The sequence below is a fragment of the Accumulibacter sp. genome, from assembly GCF_029255145.1.
Classification (GTDB): Bacteria; Pseudomonadota; Gammaproteobacteria; order Burkholderiales; family Rhodocyclaceae; genus Accumulibacter.
This window is the reverse complement of the sequence record NZ_JAPUVQ010000092.1, coordinates 1-16,830: the sequence shown is the minus strand read 5'-3', so window position 1 is coordinate 16,830 and position 16,830 is coordinate 1. Positions and strand designations below refer to the sequence as shown.

Here is a 16,830-nt window from a genome sequence, read left to right as displayed (position 1 = left end):
ATGGCCTGGACTCGCAAAATTCTTCGCGTCAACCTGACCCAGGGGACTTGCGTCAGCGAAGCGCTGAACATGGAATGGGCAACGCAGTATCTCGGGCAACGCGGTCTGGCCAGCAGGTATCTGGTCAGCGAAATCGATCCAACGGTCGACCCGCTCGCCCCCGAGAACAAGATCATCTATGCCACCGGACCGCTGACCGGCACCATGGCGTCGACCGGCGGGCGCTATTCGGTGGTCACCAAGGGACCCCTGACCGGGGTCATTGCCTGCTCGAACTCGGGCGGCTTCTTCGGCGCCGAGTTGAAATCGGCGGGTTGGGACATGATCATCGTCGAGGGCAAGTCGCCCGAGGCGGTCTATCTGCACGTCGAGAACGAGCGCGCGACGCTGCTTCCTGCCGGTGACCTGTGGGGCCAGACGGTATGGGCCACCGAGGCGATCCTCAAGAAGCGCCATCAGGATCCGCTGCTGCGCGTTTCGAGCATCGGTCGTGCAGGAGAAAACCAGGTCCTCTTCGCGGCGATCGTCAACGACCTGCATCGCGCCGCTGGCCGTTCCGGGGTCGGCGCCGTGATGGGTTCAAAGAACCTCAAGGCGATTGCCGTTCGCGGCACCCGCGGCGTCGGCAACATCGCCGACCCCAAGGCTTTCATGGCCGCCGTCAGCGCCGGCAAGAAGGTGCTCGCCGAGAACGCGGTGACCGGCCAGGGCTTGCCGACCTACGGCACGCAGGTGCTGATGAACGTGATCAACGAAATGGGCGCGTCGCCAACGCGCAACCACCGCGACGTCGAGTTCGAAGGCGCGCGCAAGATCTCGGCCGAAGCGATGCACGAAAAGCGCGCCACCGACGGCAAGACGCACCTCGTCGCCAATCAGGCGTGCTTTGGCTGCACCATCGCCTGCGGGCGGATTTCACGCATCGACGAAACGCATTTTTCGGTCGAAACGCGGCCCGAATACTGGGGCGCCAACGGCGGCCTCGAATACGAAGCGGCGTGGGCGCTGGGCAACGCCAACGGCGTCGACGACCTCGAAGCGCTGCAGTTCGCCAACCTGCTGTGCAACGAAGACGGGATGGACCCGATCTCGTTCGGGGCGACCGTCGGCGCGGTGATGGAGCTTTACGAGTTGGGCGTCCTGAGCAAGGAAGAAATCGGCCTCGAAGCGCCTTTCGGTTCCGCCGAAGCGCTGTGCCGACTGGCCGAAATGACCGCGCACGGCGAAGGCTTCGGCAAAATCATCGGCCTGGGATCGAAACGTCTCTGCGCCAAATACGGCCGGCCCGAATTGTCGATGAGCGTCAAGGGTCAGGAGTTCCCCGCCTACGACGGTCGCGCGCTGCAGGGGATGGCGCTGGCCTATGCCACGTCGAACCGCGGTGCCTGCCATTTGCGCGGTTACATGGTTTCCAGCGAGGTTTTCGGCATCCCGGTCAAGACCGACCCCAGGGAAACCGCCGGCAAGCCGGAGATGTTGAAGGCTTTCCAGGACGCTACCGCGGTCGTCGACTCCAGCGGGCTGTGCGTGTTCACCACCTTCGCGTGGACCATGAACGACATCCAGCCGCAGATCCAGGCTGCCTGCCAGGGCGACTGGTCGCAGGAGTCGCTGCTGCAGATGGGCGAGCGGATCTGGAACCTCGAACGCGACTTCAACCTGGCCGCCGGGATCACCGGCAAGGATGACACGCTGCCGCCGCGGCTGCTCAACGAGCCGTGCAAGACCGGCGGCTCGAAAGGAATGGTCGCCGAACTCGGCAAGATGCTCCCCGAGTACTACAGCCTGCGTGGCTGGACGCCTGACGGCGTCCCGACGGCGGCGACGCGCTCGCGCCTGGGCCTCTGAGGTGCTCAGGCACGTCATCATCGGCAACGGCCCGGCCGGGGTCGTTGCCGCCGAGACCTTGCGCCGCGCCGACCCGCAAGCCGAGATCACGCTGATCGGTGACGAAGCCGAGCCGCCGTACTCGCGGATGGCGATTCCCTATCTGCTGACCGGCAAGATCGGCGAGGCGGGGACGTATCTGCGCAAGGACGACGGCCATTTCGCGCGTCTGCGGATCACTCTGCTGCACGGCCGGGTGACGGCGATTGACAGCGGGCGGCGCACGCTCGCCCTGGCCGACGGCAGCGTTCTCGCCTGGGACCGGGTGCTGGTCGCCACCGGCTCGCATCCGGTGCGGCCGCCGATTCCCGGCATCGACCTGCCGCGGGTCCTGTCGTGCTGGACGCTCGCCGACGCACGCGCCATCGCCGCCAGCATTGCCCCCGGCGCACGCGTTCTGCAGATGGGCGCCGGTTTCATCGGCTGCATCATCCTGGAATCGCTGGCCGCGCAGGGCCGGCAGCTGAGCGTCGTCGAAATGGGCGACCGGATGGTGCCGCGAATGATGGACGAGGTCGCCGGCGGGATGATCCGCCGCTGGTGCGAAGGCAAGGGCGTACGCGTCCGTACCGGTCGCCGGGTAGTGGCCATCGTTCAGGCCGGAGACGCCTTGCTGGTCAGCCTCGACGACGGCGAAGCGCTGGAAGTCGACGCGCTGATCAACGCCACCGGCGTCAAACCGAATATCGAGTTCCTCGCCGGATGTGGCGTCGTGGTCGATACCGGGGTCCTGGTCGACGCCGCGATGCAGACCAGCGTCGCCGGCATCTTCGCCGCCGGCGATGTCGCCGAAGCGATCGAGTTCGGCACCGGTCGGCGGGTGGTCAACGCCATCCAGCCCGACGCCGTCGAGCAGGCCCGCGTCGCGGCGCTGAACATGGCCGGTCAGCCAGCGACCTTGCCGGGAACATTCGTGTTCAACGTCCTCGACACGCTCGGGCTGATCTCGGCGTCGTTCGGTCAGTGGCACGACGCGGCCGGCTGCGAAACCGCGCACTTGCTCGACGAAGCCCGCTACCGCTACCTGCGGCTGGTCTTCAACGGCGACCGGCTGGTCGGCGCCAACAGCATTGGCCACACCGAACACCTCGGCGTCCTGCGCGGCCTGATCCAGGGCCGGGTCCGGCTCGGCGAGTGGCAGGCCCGCCTGCTCGCCAACCCGACGCTGCTCAGCGAAGCCTATCTCGCCAGGGGGCTGGCCGCGGCCTGATGCAGATCACCCTCAAGCTGTACGCCTTCCTGACCGACTACCTGCCGGCGGAAGCGCGCCGGAGCAACGTCCTGGCGCTGGAAGTCCCCGAGCAGAGCACCGTCGCCTCGCTGATCGCTGCCCGGGCGCTGCCGCCAAAGCTGGTGCATCTGGTTCTGCTCAACGGCCAGTTCATCGCACCGCAGCAGCGCGACGCGCAGCTTCTGCAGCCTGGCGACGTGCTGGCCATCTGGCCACCGATCGCCGGCGGCTGAGCACGGGCGGTGCCGCAGTTCGCGATGACTCTGGCGCTGCCCGAGTTCGTCCGCCAGTTGCAACCGCTGCTGGCCGGCTGGGCGGTGGCGCCGCTGGCCGATGGCTGGCAGCTGCGGCAGGCCGGGCGCGGCGTCGAAATCCGTTGCCAGACCTTGCCGATGCTGCAGATGGGAGCGCTGGCGCTGCCGCGTGTGGAGGTCAACATCACCTTTTCCGGCGGCAGCGCCGAACAGCAGGCGGCTTTCATGGACGACTTCCAGCGTCATTTCCGACGCGGCGGCGGTTGATGTGATAACATGCCGCGTGGCGGGTCTCCCCGCATTGCAGGATGGTGAACCTGGTCAGGTCCGGAAGGAAGCAGCCACAGCCGTCTTATGTGAGTGCCGGGGGTAAGGCTCGCCACCCTTCGCAGCGCCTTACCGCGCCTCGACTGTCTGCGCCGGTCGAGCGCCGCCGCAGCGGCCAGGCGGACCAGGGCCGACAAACTGCCGCAATGCGGTATGCCGGCGTCTGCTAGAATCCGCCCATGAGCTACCAAGTCCTGGCGCGCAAGTGGCGCCCGCGAACGTTCGCCAGCCTGGTCGGCCAGGAGCACGTCGTCCGGGCGCTGACGCACGCCCTGACCGCGCAGCGCCTGCACCACGCCTACCTGTTCACCGGCACCCGCGGCGTCGGCAAGACCACCCTGGCGCGCATTCTGGCCAAGGCCCTCAATTGCGAAGCGGGGGTCACGGCGACTCCCTGCGGCAGCTGTTCCGCGTGCCAGGAAATCGACAGCGGACGCTTTGTCGACCTCCTCGAAGTCGACGCGGCGACCAACACCAAGGTCGACGAGATGCGGCAGCTGCTTGAGAACGCGGTCTACGCGCCAACCCGCGGCCGCTTCAAGGTCTACGTCATCGACGAAGTGCACATGCTCTCGACTTCGGCGTTCAACGCCATGTTGAAGACGCTCGAAGAACCCCCGGAACACGTCAAGTTCATCCTGGCGACCACCGACCCGCAGAAGATCCCGGTGACCGTGCTGTCGCGCTGCCTGCAGTTCAATCTCAAGCAGATGACCCAGGCGCTGATCGCCGACCACCTCAAGCACATCCTCGAAGTCGAGGCCATCGCTGCCGAGGCTGGCGCGCTGCAGTTGCTGGCGCGGTCGGCGGCGGGCAGCATGCGCGACGCCTTGTCGCTGCTCGACCAGGCAATTGCCCATGGCGGCGGCAAGGTTGAAGAAACACAGGTGCGCGAGATGCTCGGCGCGGTCGACCTCGACCACCTGCTGCTGATTCTCGATGCCCTGCTCGCCGGCGATGCGGCGGCGATGCTGCGGGTCGCCGACCAGATGGCGGCGCGCAGCCTGTCGTTCGACGCCGCCCTGCAGGAAATGGCCAGTCTGCTCACGCGCCTGCAGATCGCCCAGCTGGCACCGCTGGCGATCGCCGACGACTGGCCCGAGCGCCAGCGGATCCAGGAACTGGCCGCCGCGATGGATCCGGAGTTTGTCCAGCTGGCCTACCAGATCGCCGTGCATGGACGTCAGGAACTGCCGCTGGCGCCCGACGAGCTGGCCGGATTCAGCATGACCCTGCTGCGTCTGTACGCCTTCCGGCCGGCCCCGGAAGGAGACGCCGCGAGCCGGTCGCCGTCGGCCGGGGCCTCCGCCAGGGGCCCCGCGGCGACCCCAGCGCCAGGTTCAGGACCCGCATCGGCGCTGGCCGTGCCGCAACCGGCGGCTGTCGCGGCGACAAGCGATCAGCCGCCGCTCGCCAAAGCGGATCGCCCGCCGGGCGACTGGCACCAGACCCTCTCCGCGCTCAAGATCAGCGGCATGGCGCGCGAACTGGCGCAGCACTGCGAGTGGCGCGAACTGGCGGGAACGCGGATCGCGCTGCGCCTTTCGCCGACGCATCGCCCTCTGCTGATCAAGTCCGCGCAGGACAAGCTGCAACAAGCCCTCTCCGAACACTTCGGCAGACCCCTGAAACTGTTCGTCGAGCTCGAAGCACCCTCGGGCGACACCCCCGCTGTCGCCGCGCAACGTGACCGCCGGCAGCGGCAGGACCGCGCCATCGCCGCGGTCGAGGAGGATGGCTTCGTCCGTGAAGTCATCGAAACATTCGACGCCACGCTGATCGAATCTTCCATCAAACCCCTTTAACCCCGTTCAATCCCTTACTTCAGAGGCAACAGAGATGATGAAAGGCGGAATCGCCGGCCTGATGAAACAGGCTCAGCAGATGCAGGAGAACATGAAAAAGGCCCAGGACGAGCTGGCACAGCTCGAAGTCGAGGGCCAGTCGGGCGCCGGCATGGTCAAGGTACTGATGACCTGCAGCCATAACGTCCGCCGGGTAACCATCGATGCGGCGGTGATGGACGACAAGGAGATGCTCGAAGACCTGGTGGCCGCGGCCCTGAACGACGCCATGCGGCGTGCCGAAGGCCTCTCCCAGGAGCGGATGGCCGGCTTCTCCGCCGGCCTCAATCTGCCACCCGGGATGAAGCTGCCGTTCTGATGAACTCCCCGTCGAGCCTCGAGTCACTGATCGAGGCTTTGCGCTGCCTGCCGGGCGTCGGTCCCAAGTCGGCGCAGCGCATGGCTTACCATCTGATGCAGCACGACCGGACAGGCGCCCGGCGGCTGGCAGATGCGCTGCAGCTGGCGCTCGGTGCGCTCCGCCATTGCCGGCGCTGCAACACTCTCACCGAGTCCGAGGTCTGCGCGCGCTGCCTGTCGAGCAAGCGCGACGCCAGCCTGTTGTGCGTCGTCGAAACGCCGATCGACATGAACATGATGGAGCAGACGCACGCCTATTCGGGCCTCTACTACGTGCTGATGGGCCGGGTTTCGCCGCTCGACGGCATCGGCCCCGGCGAGCTGCGGCTCGACCGGCTGCTGGCGCGTGCCGGCGACGGCGTGGTGCGCGAAGTGATCATCGCCACCAATTACACCAACGAGGGTGAGGCGACCGCCCACTACCTCAGCGAAATGCTCAAGAGCCGTGCGGTCAGCGTGTCGCGCATCGCACGCGGCGTGCCGGTCGGCGGCGAGCTCGAGTACGTCGACGCGGGAACGCTGGCGCAGGCGCTGCGCGAGCGCCGAACGCTTGCCGTTTAAGCGTTTCGGGCACTCCGCAATTCTATCCCGCGAGAGATTCACGTATAATGCCGCGGTTCAGTTCGTACCAACTTTCCATTACGTGCCAGGGATCAGCGCTATGAGCAATGAGAGCAAAGTGGACTGCGGCAGGCGGCGGCTGGTCGTCGCGACCGCCGCAGTCGGCGGGGCGGGAGCGCTGGTTGCGCTCGTGCCCTTCCTGTCCAGCATGCTGCCGTCGGAGCGGGCAAAGGCGGCCGGCGCACCGGTCGAAGTCGACATTGGCAACCTCGAACTCGGCCAGATGATGACCGTCGAGTGGCGCGGCAAGCCGGTGTGGATCATCAACCGCAGCAAACCGATGCTCGAAACACTGCCGCAGCTCAACGACCAGGTGGCCGACCCGAACTCCGACAAGAACATGCAGCCGGAGTACTGCAAGAACGAAACGCGCTCGATCAAACCCGAATTCATGGTCGTCGTGGGGATCTGCACCCATCTTGGCTGTTCGCCCTCGGCCAAGTTCAAGCACGGCCCGGCCGACGGCATGGACGCCAGCTGGCTTGGCGGTTTCTTCTGCCCGTGTCACGGCTCCACCTTCGACTTTGCCGGCCGGGTCTTCAAGAACAAGCCGGCGCCGGACAACCTTGAGGTGCCGCCGTACATGTACCTGTCGGACACGCGCATCCTCATCGGCGAACACAAGAAGGGAGCCTAAACCATGGCGTCGAACACCAGTTACGAAAAGTACAAATCCGACGGTTCCCTGCAGGGCAATCTGCTCGAGTGGTTTGACGCCCGCTTCCCGGCGACCTCGATGTGGCGTGGCCACCTCTCCGAGTACTACGCGCCGAAAAACTTCAACTTCTGGTACTTCTTCGGCTCGCTGGCGATGCTGGTGCTGGTCATCCAGATCGTCACCGGCATCTTCCTGGTCATGCACTACAAGCCCGACGCCTCGCTCAACGCGAACGGCATCCCGATCGCCTTCGCCAGCGTCGAATACATCATGCGCGACGTCCCCTGGGGCTGGCTGATCCGCTACATGCACTCGACCGGCGCGTCGGCATTCTTCGTCGTCGTATACCTGCACATGTTCCGCGGCATGCTCTACGGATCGTATCGCCAGCCGCGCGAGCTGATCTGGGTCTTCGGCACGCTGATCTTCCTGTGCCTGATGGCCGAGGCCTTCATGGGCTACCTGCTGCCCTGGGGACAGATGTCGTTCTGGGGTGCGCAGGTGATCGTCAACCTGTTCTCGGCGATTCCGCTGATCGGCGACCCGCTGTCGATCTGGATTCGTGGCGACTTCGTCGTCGGCGACGCGACGCTCAACCGCTTCTTCTCGTTCCACGTCATCGCCGTGCCGCTGGTGCTGCTCGGGCTGGTCGCCGCGCACATCCTGGCGCTGCACGAGGTCGGCTCGAACAACCCGGACGGCGTCGAGATCAAGAAACGCAAGGACGCGCGCGGCATCCCGCTCGATGGCATCCCCTTCCATCCCTATTACTCGGTGAAGGACATCGTCGGCGTCGTCGTCTTCCTGATGGTCTTCTCGATCATCGTCTTCTTCGCTCCCGAGGGTGGCGGCTACTTCCTCGAGTACAACAACTTCATTCCTGCCGATCCGCTGAAGACGCCGCTGCACATCGCGCCGGTGTGGTACTTCACGCCCTACTACTCGCTGCTGCGCGCGATGGTCTGGCCGCTGTTCGGCATCGACGCGAAGTTCTGGGGAGTCGTGGCGATGGGCGGCGGCGTGGTCATTCTGGCCTTCCTGCCGTGGCTGGACCGTAGCCCGGTCAAGTCGATCCGCTACCGTGGCCCGATCTTCAAGACGCTGCTGACGATCTTCGTGATTTCCTTCTTCATCCTGGGCTTCCTGGGCACGAAAGCGCCGTCCTACGCTTTCTTCGGCCTGATTCCCAGCGCGCCGGTGGCGCAGATTCTCAGCGCCTACTACTTCCTCTTCTTCCTGACCATGCCATGGTGGTCGAGGATCGACAAGTACAAGCCGGAACCTGACCGCGTGACGATGTAAAGGAATGCACACAATGAAAAAACTGCTTATGGCGTTGCTCTTTGCCCCGGCAATCGCCCTGGCCAGCGGCGCCGCTGTCCATCTCGACAAGGCACCCGACGTTCAGGGCGACAACGCCGCCCTGCAGAGCGGCGCCAAGACCTTCATCAACTATTGCCTGAACTGCCATGGCGCCAGCTACATCCGCTACAACACCCTGACGCGGCTCGGCCTGACCGAGCAGCAGATCAAGGACAACCTGTTGTTTACCGCCGACAAGATAGGCGAGCAGATGCGCGTCGCCGCGCGTCCCGCGGAGCAGAAAGCCTGGTTCGGGGTGACCCCGCCCGACCTGTCGCTGATTGCCCGCTCGCGGGCGTCCGAGGACGGTAGCGGCGCGGACTGGATCTACACCTACCTGCGCTCCTTCTACGTCGACGAGAAGCGGCCGACCGGCTGGAACAACACCATTTTCGAGAACGTCGGCATGCCGCACATCCTGTGGCAGTTGCAGGGGGTTCAGGTGCTGAACGAGGATCACCACCTGGAGATCGCGGTGCCCGGCCTGCAGTCGCCTGCCGAGTTCGACAAGACGGTCGCCGACCTGGTCGGCTTCATGGTCTGGGCTGCCGAGCCCGAAGCCGGCTACCGCAAGCAGCTCGGCTACGGCGTCCTGGCCTTCCTTCTGGTTCTCTTCGGTTTTGCCTACAAGATGAAGAAGAACTACTGGAAAGACATCAAGTAACAACCGTGTAACGCCGCGTTTCAGGCTGCGGCATCGCCGGCAAGGGCGCCACAAGCGCCCGCAGCCGTCGCGATGCCGATTCGTTTTTGAGGGTATTGATGATGATGAATCTCTATTCGGGAACCACCTGCCCGTTCAGTCACCGCTGCCGGATCGTCCTTTACGAGAAAGGCATGGACTTCCAGATAATCGACGTCGATCTCTTCGCCAAGGCCGAAGACATCGCGATGATCAACCCCTACGGCCGCGTTCCGGTCCTCGTCGAACGCGACCTGATCCTGTACGAACCGAACATCATCAACGAGTACATCGACGAGCGCTTCCCGCACCCGCAGCTGATGCCGGCCGACCCGATCATGCGCGCGCGCGCGCGGCAACTGCTGATCACCATGGAGCGCGAGGTCTTCGCCTACATCGAGCCGCTGGAGAAAAACGGCAAGACCGCTGACCGCGCTCGCCAGCAGATCCGCGACCGCCTGACCGAAATGGCGCCGGTTTTCGTCAAGCAGAAGCACATGCTCGGAGAAGACTTCTCGATGCTCGACGTCGCCATCGCTCCGCTGCTCTGGCGGCTCGACCACTACGGCATCGAGCTGCCGAACAACGCCGCACCGCTAATGAAGTACGGCGAGCGAATCTTCAGCCGGCAGGGCTTCATCGACGCTCTGACGCCATCGGAGAAAGCGATGCGTAAGTAGCAGACGCGCCGGGCGCCGCCTTCGCCGGCGGCGTCTGCCACCACCGCATTCCCTGCCGCTCGATCACGTCTCACAGGAAAGCACTTGGATCTGCCGTCGACCAAACCCTACCTGATTCGCGCCATCCACCAATGGTGCACCGACAACAACTTCACCCCCTACCTGGCCGTCGCCGTCGACGCCCGCACGCGCGTACCGAAGGAACACGTTCGCGATGGCCAGATCGTCCTCAACGTCGGCTACGAAGCAACCGGCCGTCTCGAACTGGGTAACGACCAGATCACTTTCCAGGCCCGCTTCGGCGGTGTCGCGCGCGACCTGTTGATCCCGATCGGCAACGTTTCGGCAATCTATGCGCGCGAGAACGGCGGCGGCATGGCCTTCGAGCCGGAAAGCGCGACGGGTGCGGTTAATGTAGAAGAAGGCACGGGTGCCGCTACCGACCACGGCGACGAGCCCCAGCCGCCGACCACGCCGCCGGCTGGGCGACCGAAGTTGCAGCGGGTGAAATGACCTGGCCATTCACGGATTGCGGCGCGCCGAATCCGACAGGAACGACGCAATGACGCGCTGGCTACTGCCGAGGGCTTTTGACCGCCGAGGTGTCGAGCGGTTTTGGGTCCCGGCGAGAGGGTTGTGCTGACGATGTATCGGACCAGCGCCCGGCTTTCGGCACCTGAGAGGCTGTAGGAAATTCCTGGCCTGCGGCAATATGCCAATGAAGTGCACAGAGAATCACTTGCTTACGACGCTGCCGGTGGCTAATTCTCCATTTTTCCACAAGCTCTGAGCAGCCGCTGCCGCATCGAGCCCAATGCGGGTAACTCCCGGCGCCGCCAGCAGCAATCATCGCGGCAACTCCACATAGAAGGTTGCGCCCTGGCCGGGAGCGCTTTCGGCCCAGACCCGCCCGGCCATCCGTTGCACGGCCTTGTGCACAATGGCCAGACCGACGCCGGTTCCGGGAAAGTCTTCGGCGCGCTGCAAACGTTGGAAGATGGCGAAGATTCGATCGTGAAAGCGCATGTCAAAGCCGATTCCGTTGTCCTTGATCGCCAGGATGATCGATGCATCGGTCGCTACCGCGTTGATCGTCACGGTCGGAGGCCGACTGTCGCGCGTGAACTTGAGCGCGTTGTCCACCAGATTGCGCAGCACCGTGCCCAGGCCCTCCGGGTCGGCGTGCGCGGTCAGCCCCTGCAATGCCACCTCGACGAGCACCCCGCGTGCCTGGATGTCGGCACTGCGGGGGGCCAGGACGGCGCTCACCTGCGCCGACAGGTCAATGGACTGGCGGTGCAGGCTGCGTCGCTCCATGCGTGAATAAGCCAGGAGATCCTCGATGAGACGGCTCATCTGCGCCACACCGTTGCGGACATTGTCCAGGAACAAGCGCCCCTCGTCGTCCAGTTGCTCGCGATGCTCGTCAAGCAGCAGGCGGCTGTAGCCGTCAATGCCGCGCAACGGCGCCTTCAGATCGTGCGACACGGAATAGGTGAAGGTCTGCAACTCCCTGTTTACATTTTCCAGCTCGACCGTGCGCTGGCGAACGCGTTGCTCGAGTTCGGCATTGAGTCGACTGATCTCGTCCTGCATGCGTTTGCGCCCGGTGACGTCGGTGATCACCGCCAGTCGAGTGGCCTGGCCCTCATAGTACAGATCGTGAGAACGTACCTCGACGTCGATCAGGCTTCCGTTCTTCTTCATGTGGCGCCATTCGCCGACATCGACCAGCCCGGCCAGCCGCGCCTCGCAATCGATGAGCCGCTGCTTTTGCGCTGCCGGGTAAAGATCCGGGAGACGCATCCCGGGGACTTCGTCGGGGCCGTAACCGTAGTGGCTGGTAAAGGCCTCGTTGACCGCCAGCAGGCGCAGGCTGCCCGTTTCGTAGACCAGCATCGGCGCCGGATTGTGCTCGAACAGACGACGGTAGCGAGCCTCGCTGCCAGCCAGCAACCGACGATCCTGGTATTCGCGGGTGATGTCGCGCACGACGGCAATGAATTGACCGCCCCTGGGCAGGCGAGTGAGCCGGGCCTCGAAGCGGCGCGCATCGCCGGATACGGTCAGATCGTACTCACAGGTCGCCAACCCGCCCCGTTCGCCGATTTCGGCCATCTTGCGTTGGACCAGCTGGCCAATGTCGCCGCGGAACACGTCCTGCATGCGCCTGCCCAGGAACGCCTTGGGCGGGACATACAGGTCTGCACTTTGCTGCGCGCGGTAATCGCGAATAGTGCCGTCGGGGTCCATCAGGAAAAACAGATCGGGCAGGGCCTGGAAGACCGAATCGAGCACCAGTTCGCCCTGCCGCGCCTTGCCTTCGGCCTCTTTGCGTCCGGTGATGTCCTCGGAAAAAATGACGATGCCACCAACCGCGCCGTCGGATGTGTGCCACGGCCGCACCTCCCAGCGCAGCCATTGAGCGGTGCCGTCGTAGCGCACGAAACGTTCCTCGTCCGCGCGTACCACCTCGCCGGCCAGACCCCGGCGATGTACATCCTTCCAGGCTTCCGCAATCTCGGGGAAGATTTCATAGTGCGATCGGCCAAGGAGTTCGCAGTCGTCCAGCCCATAATCCTTCAGCCAGCGGCGACTGACCGCCAGGTAGCGCATCTCGCGGTCGAGCATCGCGAGCGCGGCCGGCGCATGATCGATGAACAGCCGCGATCTCGCGTCGCTCTCGAAAAGTGCCGCTTCGGCCAGCTTGCGAGCGGTGATGTCTTCGATCACCGACACAAAGTACTTGGGCCCCTCGCTCTCGCCGCGCACCAGAGCCACGGTCAGCCTGATCCAGACCGTCGCACCGGACTTGTGGAAGTAACGTTTCTCCAGTGCGTACGTCTTCTGGGTCCCCGCCAGCATCTGGCGCACCTGTTCGAGATCAGAGCCCAGGTCTTCCGGATGGGTGAGGTCCTGAAAAGTGAGCTGCAGCAGTTCATCGCGGGTGTAGCCGACGATATCGCAGAGCCGCTGGTTCACCTCCCGCCAGCGGCCGTCGAGTTCGACCTGGGCGATGCCGACCGCCGCTTGATTGAAGGTCGCCCGGAAGGATTCTTCGCTGTCGCGCAGCGCCAGGGTGCGTACCCTGACCTGGCGACGAAGAGACAATACGAAGAACATCGCCAGAGCCAGGGTACTCAGGGTCGCCATCAAGGCCCAGCGGACCCATTCGGGTAGCCTCGCCGGCGCGACATCGCCCAGCCACCGGTCGAGCGACTCGTAGTAAGCGCTATCGCGGCGGGCGAGCAGGTCCTCGAGGTGGCGGTCCACACTCCTGATAATCGCCGGGTCGGCGTCTTTCGGCGCGGCGTAGCGAACCGAAATCGGGTTGAAGACGATGCCGGTGGATTCGAGGTGGTAGCGGGCCGAATTCAGCGCGCCAAAGGCGCGGCTGACGACGGCGGCATCGGCGTCGCCGCTGGCGACCATCGCCAGGGCCTGGTCGTAGTCCACCGCCGAAGTCGGGACGATCCGGACGCCGAACCTGACGACGAGCTCGCTCAACTCGTCACTATGCGTCGCGCCGGCAACCAGTGCCACGCGCCTGTCCTCGAGTTCGAACAGCGACTGGAGCTTGCTGCCTGGCCTGGCATAGACGACGCCCCAGTTGCTGAGCACCGCCTCCCTGGTAAACTCGAATCGCTCCGCACGTTTCGGGGTGTAGGCAATACCGGTCAGCAGATCGATCTCGCCCTGCTCCAGCAAGTCGAGGAGCTGCTGCCACTCGGCGTGTACGAAGTCCAGGCGCCAGCCCTCTTTTCCGGCAATGCCGTTCAGCACGTCGACGGCGATGCCCTGCATCTCGCCGGCCGAATCCTGGAAGGCGATTGGTGGATTGCTGCCGACGCCGACACGCACCGTCGTCAGCTCAGCGGCTGCGGCGAGGCCGGGCGACAGCCACGCCACCACGAGCAGGCAGCCAAGATGGCGCGCGGCGCCGCCGCGCAGGCCGGACATCAGCTCCCGCAGCAGTGAGCGCGGGGCAGCCGGCAGCAAATAGCGAAGTGGGAAAGCCATAGGTTCGACCATCTGCTCAGGGTGCACCAGCTACGCCAAGCGTAGCAATGTCTCGACCGCGGCCAGGGAGCCGAAATCCGAGAGCGGGCGCCACATGGTGTGCGCTCGGACCGGGCCGATCAGGCCGCTGTGACACGTCTCGCGATGTCGACCAGGCAATCGTAGAAGGTCGCACCGCCACCCATGTCGGTCAGCGCCTGACTGGTCACTTCGTTGCAGTTGCGGCCGTCGGGCGAATGCTTGCGCCACCAGATCGACGTCGCCATCGCGACACCGGGTCGCACGCGATCGCTGACGATCGCCCGGGCGTGGAATTCGCCGCGGCGGTTGAAGATGCGCACCGGGGTGTCGTCGACAATGCCGCGCGCGGCCGCATCGACCGGATGAAGGTGGACCGCTGGCGATTTTTCCTGCGCCAGAAAGCGCGGCGAGTTGGCGAAGCTGCTGTTCAGGAAATTACGCGCCGGCGGAGTAATCAGCGCCAGCGGGAACTCGGCCGCCAACGCGCTTTGCCGCCACTCGCGCGGGGGAATGAAACCGGGTAAGGGGTCGACGCCTTCGCTGGCCATCGTCTGGCTGTAGAACTCGCACTTCCCGGAAGGCGTCGGGAAGCCGCCAGCAGCGAACGGCGCCGCGCCGCGCGGCAGCTTGAGGCGGGCGTGGCCTTCGAGCTTGAGCTTTTCCCACGACAAACCAGCCATCCGCGGGTCGTCCCAGTCGAACGCCTGACGACACAGGTCCTCATCGCTGTCGGCAAAGCACGCTTCGCTGAAGCCCATCTGCCAGGCCAGTCGGCGAAACAGCTCGGTATTCGGCAGCGCCTCGCCGAGGGCCGCGATAGCCGGCTGATTGACCTGGACGTGCAGGTGTCCGTAAGACTTGTGGATGTCGAGCTGTTCCATGTGACTGGTGGCCGGCAGCAGGATGTCGGCGTAGTCGGCGGTGTCGGTCTGGAAGAGATCGTGGACGACGGTGAACAGGTCGTCGCGGGCGAAGCCGCCGACCACCTCGGCCGATTGCGGCGCGATCGCCAGCGGATTGCTGTTATAGACGAACAGCGCCTTGATCGGCGGCTGCGCGCGCAGCAGGTCGGCGCCGATGGTGCTCATGTTGATCATTCGCGGCGTCGGCGTCGGCATCAGGTCGGGGCGTTCGAGCGCCGCCGCGTTGACCGGATAATTGCCCGAACTCGAGAGCAGGATACCCCCCGCGGGATGACGCCAGGCACCGGTCAGCGCCGGCAGGCACGACACGGCGCGTAGCGCCATGCCGCCACCGGCCGTGCGGTTGATCCCGTAGTTGGTGCGGATCGCTGCCGGGCTGCTGCTGCCGTAGGCCCGCGCCAGTTGCTCGACTTCGCCTTCACCGATGCCGCAGATCGCCGCCACTCGCGCCGGCGGGTATTGCAGCGCCCGTTCCCTGAGCGCGTCGAAACCCAGGGTGTGGTGGGCGATGTAGTCGTGGTCGAGAAGGTCGTCGCGGATCAGCACGTGCATTAACCCGAGCGCCAGCGCGCTGTCGGTGCCGGGAAGCAGGGCGATGTGCTGGTCGCATTTGTCGGCGGTGGCGGTGCGACAGGGATCGATGGCGATCAGACGCGCACCGCGGCGCCTGGCTTCCTGCGCCAGGCGCCAGAAATGCAGGTTGGAGACGACGCTGTTGCTGCCCCAGATGATGATCAGCCGCGCGTCGACGACGTTCTCGACGTCGAACCCGACGCTCGCCCCGATGGTCCCGCGGTAGCCCATCGCGCCGGCGCTGGCGCAGATCGTCCGGTCGAGCTGCGAGGCGCCGAGACGGTGGAAGAAACGGCGGTCCATCGACCCATAGCCGAGCAGCCCCGAGTTGCCGGCGTAGCTGTAGGGGACGATCGCTTCGGCACCGTATTCGGTGGCGACGCCGCGCAAGCGCTCGGCAATCGTCGCTAGCGCTTGCGCCCAGGAGATGCGCTCGAAACGGGCGCCGGGGCCCTTCGCGCCGAGCCGGCGCAGCGGGTAGAGCAGGCGGTCGGGGTGATAAATGCGCTCCGGGTAGAAAGCGACCTTGGTGCATAGCGCTCCGGCGGTTGGCGGGTGGTCGGCGGCGCCGGCAACCTTGACCACCCGGCCATCACTGACCGTGACTTCGAGCGCGCAAGTATCCGGGCAATCGTGTGGACAGGCGCCGCGCACGGTATGCGTGGCGGCGGGGGTGGGGCTGGGGGTGGGCTGGGCCATGGCGCGTTCCCGGGCTGTCTTCGATGATCGGAAGATAGCAGCTTCGCGGGCGTTCCGCTGCCGTTCGGCGCTGCTTCTCAGACCGTCGGTGATGGCGAGCGAGACGAAGCCTGGACACGCGGTGTGCCCGCGCCTGCCGGATCTGCCACTTTCTGACCTATCATGCCCCTGATGCGAAAAGTTCGCCTTCAGATTTCGAGGCCATGACCAGCTCATCCCGACCCCGCCCCCGCCTGATTTGCGCTCTGCTGCTGGCGGCGATCACCAGCACCGTTCTCGGCGCGCTGGCAGCCGAGCAGGTCGCGGCCGGCATCGCAGGGCGGACGCCGTCACCGCCCGCCCGCTCGTGTCTCGCGCCAGCCAGCTGGACGGTGTTTGCCGATCGGCAGTCACAGATTGCGAGCAGCCCGCAGGTACTGGCAGCGCTGGTCGGACGAGACGTGGGGGGGGGAGGGTGGGAAAAACAACACCCACCCCCAAAACAAATGGACAAGCAAGTTATAACCGGGTGTAAAAACCAAACGCCCCGGCTGGGGCAAGTGGGGTTGGGGGGCTCCGTCGTGCTGCCCCCGGCGCCGCCCGACGTCTCGTCCGACCAGCGCTGCCAGTACCTGCGGGCTGCTCGCAATCTGTGACTGCCGATCGGCAAACACCGTCCAGCTGGCTGGCGCGAGACACGAGCGGGCGG

Annotated in this window: 14 protein-coding genes and 1 other RNA gene; 13 read left to right on the top strand and 2 right to left on the bottom strand. The window is 65.4% G+C overall.

Annotated features, from left to right (window positions below; translation table 11 throughout):
- The 13 genes from Q1L50_RS08950 (at position 1) to Q1L50_RS08890 (ending at position 10,419) form a co-directional block, all read left to right on the top strand.
- Complete coding sequence (locus Q1L50_RS08950; protein WP_300337682.1) at positions 1 to 1,848, top strand: aldehyde ferredoxin oxidoreductase family protein; 1,848 nt, start codon at positions 1 to 3, stop codon at positions 1,846 to 1,848.
- Position 1,849: 1 nt separating this feature from the next.
- On the top strand, positions 1,850 to 3,097 hold the full coding sequence (locus Q1L50_RS08945) for an FAD-dependent oxidoreductase (protein WP_300337681.1): 1,248 nt from the start codon (positions 1,850 to 1,852) through the stop codon (positions 3,095 to 3,097).
- Positions 3,097 to 3,351 (top strand): MoaD/ThiS family protein, encoded by a 255-nt coding sequence (locus Q1L50_RS08940; RefSeq protein ID WP_300337679.1) that lies wholly within the window; start codon positions 3,097 to 3,099, stop codon positions 3,349 to 3,351. Before Q1L50_RS08945 ends, Q1L50_RS08940 begins: the two co-directional genes overlap by 1 nt.
- A 24-nt stretch (positions 3,352 to 3,375) precedes the next feature.
- On the top strand, positions 3,376 to 3,639 hold the full coding sequence (locus Q1L50_RS08935; RefSeq protein WP_300337678.1) for a hypothetical protein: 264 nt from the start codon (positions 3,376 to 3,378) through the stop codon (positions 3,637 to 3,639).
- An 18-nt stretch (positions 3,640 to 3,657) separates the two neighbouring features.
- An RNA gene (gene ffs, locus Q1L50_RS08930) (signal recognition particle sRNA small type) lies at positions 3,658 to 3,756 on the top strand.
- 122 nt (positions 3,757 to 3,878) lie between these two features.
- Positions 3,879 to 5,504: a DNA polymerase III subunit gamma/tau gene (gene dnaX / locus Q1L50_RS08925; RefSeq protein ID WP_300337676.1), complete on the top strand. Its 1,626-nt coding sequence runs from the start codon at positions 3,879 to 3,881 to the stop codon at positions 5,502 to 5,504.
- Positions 5,505 to 5,538: 34 nt separating this feature from the next.
- Positions 5,539 to 5,862 carry a YbaB/EbfC family nucleoid-associated protein gene (locus tag Q1L50_RS08920; RefSeq protein WP_300337675.1) on the top strand — a complete coding sequence of 108 codons (324 nt, stop codon included), beginning with the start codon at positions 5,539 to 5,541 and terminating at the stop codon, positions 5,860 to 5,862.
- On the top strand, positions 5,862 to 6,464 hold the full coding sequence (recR, locus tag Q1L50_RS08915) for a recombination mediator RecR (RefSeq protein ID WP_300337674.1): 603 nt from the start codon (positions 5,862 to 5,864) through the stop codon (positions 6,462 to 6,464). Before Q1L50_RS08920 ends, recR begins: the two co-directional genes overlap by 1 nt.
- A 100-nt stretch (positions 6,465 to 6,564) precedes the next feature.
- Complete coding sequence (gene petA, locus Q1L50_RS08910) at positions 6,565 to 7,161, top strand: ubiquinol-cytochrome c reductase iron-sulfur subunit (protein WP_300337672.1); 597 nt, start codon at positions 6,565 to 6,567, stop codon at positions 7,159 to 7,161.
- Positions 7,162 to 7,164: 3 nt separating this feature from the next.
- Positions 7,165 to 8,484, top strand: a complete 1,320-nt coding sequence (locus Q1L50_RS08905) for a cytochrome bc complex cytochrome b subunit (RefSeq protein ID WP_300337670.1) — start codon at positions 7,165 to 7,167, stop codon at positions 8,482 to 8,484.
- A 13-nt stretch (positions 8,485 to 8,497) separates the two neighbouring features.
- Positions 8,498 to 9,208: a cytochrome c1 gene (locus tag Q1L50_RS08900; protein ID WP_300337668.1), complete on the top strand. Its 711-nt coding sequence runs from the start codon at positions 8,498 to 8,500 to the stop codon at positions 9,206 to 9,208.
- 101 nt (positions 9,209 to 9,309) lie between these two features.
- Positions 9,310 to 9,906, top strand: a complete 597-nt coding sequence (locus tag Q1L50_RS08895; protein WP_300337708.1) for a glutathione S-transferase N-terminal domain-containing protein — start codon at positions 9,310 to 9,312, stop codon at positions 9,904 to 9,906.
- Between the two features lie 84 nt (positions 9,907 to 9,990).
- On the top strand, positions 9,991 to 10,419 hold the full coding sequence (locus tag Q1L50_RS08890; protein WP_300337666.1) for a ClpXP protease specificity-enhancing factor: 429 nt from the start codon (positions 9,991 to 9,993) through the stop codon (positions 10,417 to 10,419).
- A 333-nt stretch (positions 10,420 to 10,752) separates the two neighbouring features.
- On the opposite strand, the gene Q1L50_RS08885 is transcribed toward Q1L50_RS08890, so the two are convergent.
- Positions 10,753 to 13,926 carry a PAS domain S-box protein gene (locus tag Q1L50_RS08885; RefSeq protein WP_300337664.1) on the bottom strand — a complete coding sequence of 1,058 codons (3,174 nt, stop codon included), beginning with the start codon at positions 13,924 to 13,926 and terminating at the stop codon, positions 10,753 to 10,755.
- A 119-nt stretch (positions 13,927 to 14,045) separates the two neighbouring features.
- Positions 14,046 to 16,142 (bottom strand): molybdopterin oxidoreductase family protein, encoded by a 2,097-nt coding sequence (locus Q1L50_RS08880; RefSeq protein WP_300337662.1) that lies wholly within the window; start codon positions 16,140 to 16,142, stop codon positions 14,046 to 14,048.
- Positions 16,143 to 16,830 lie beyond the last annotated feature (688 nt).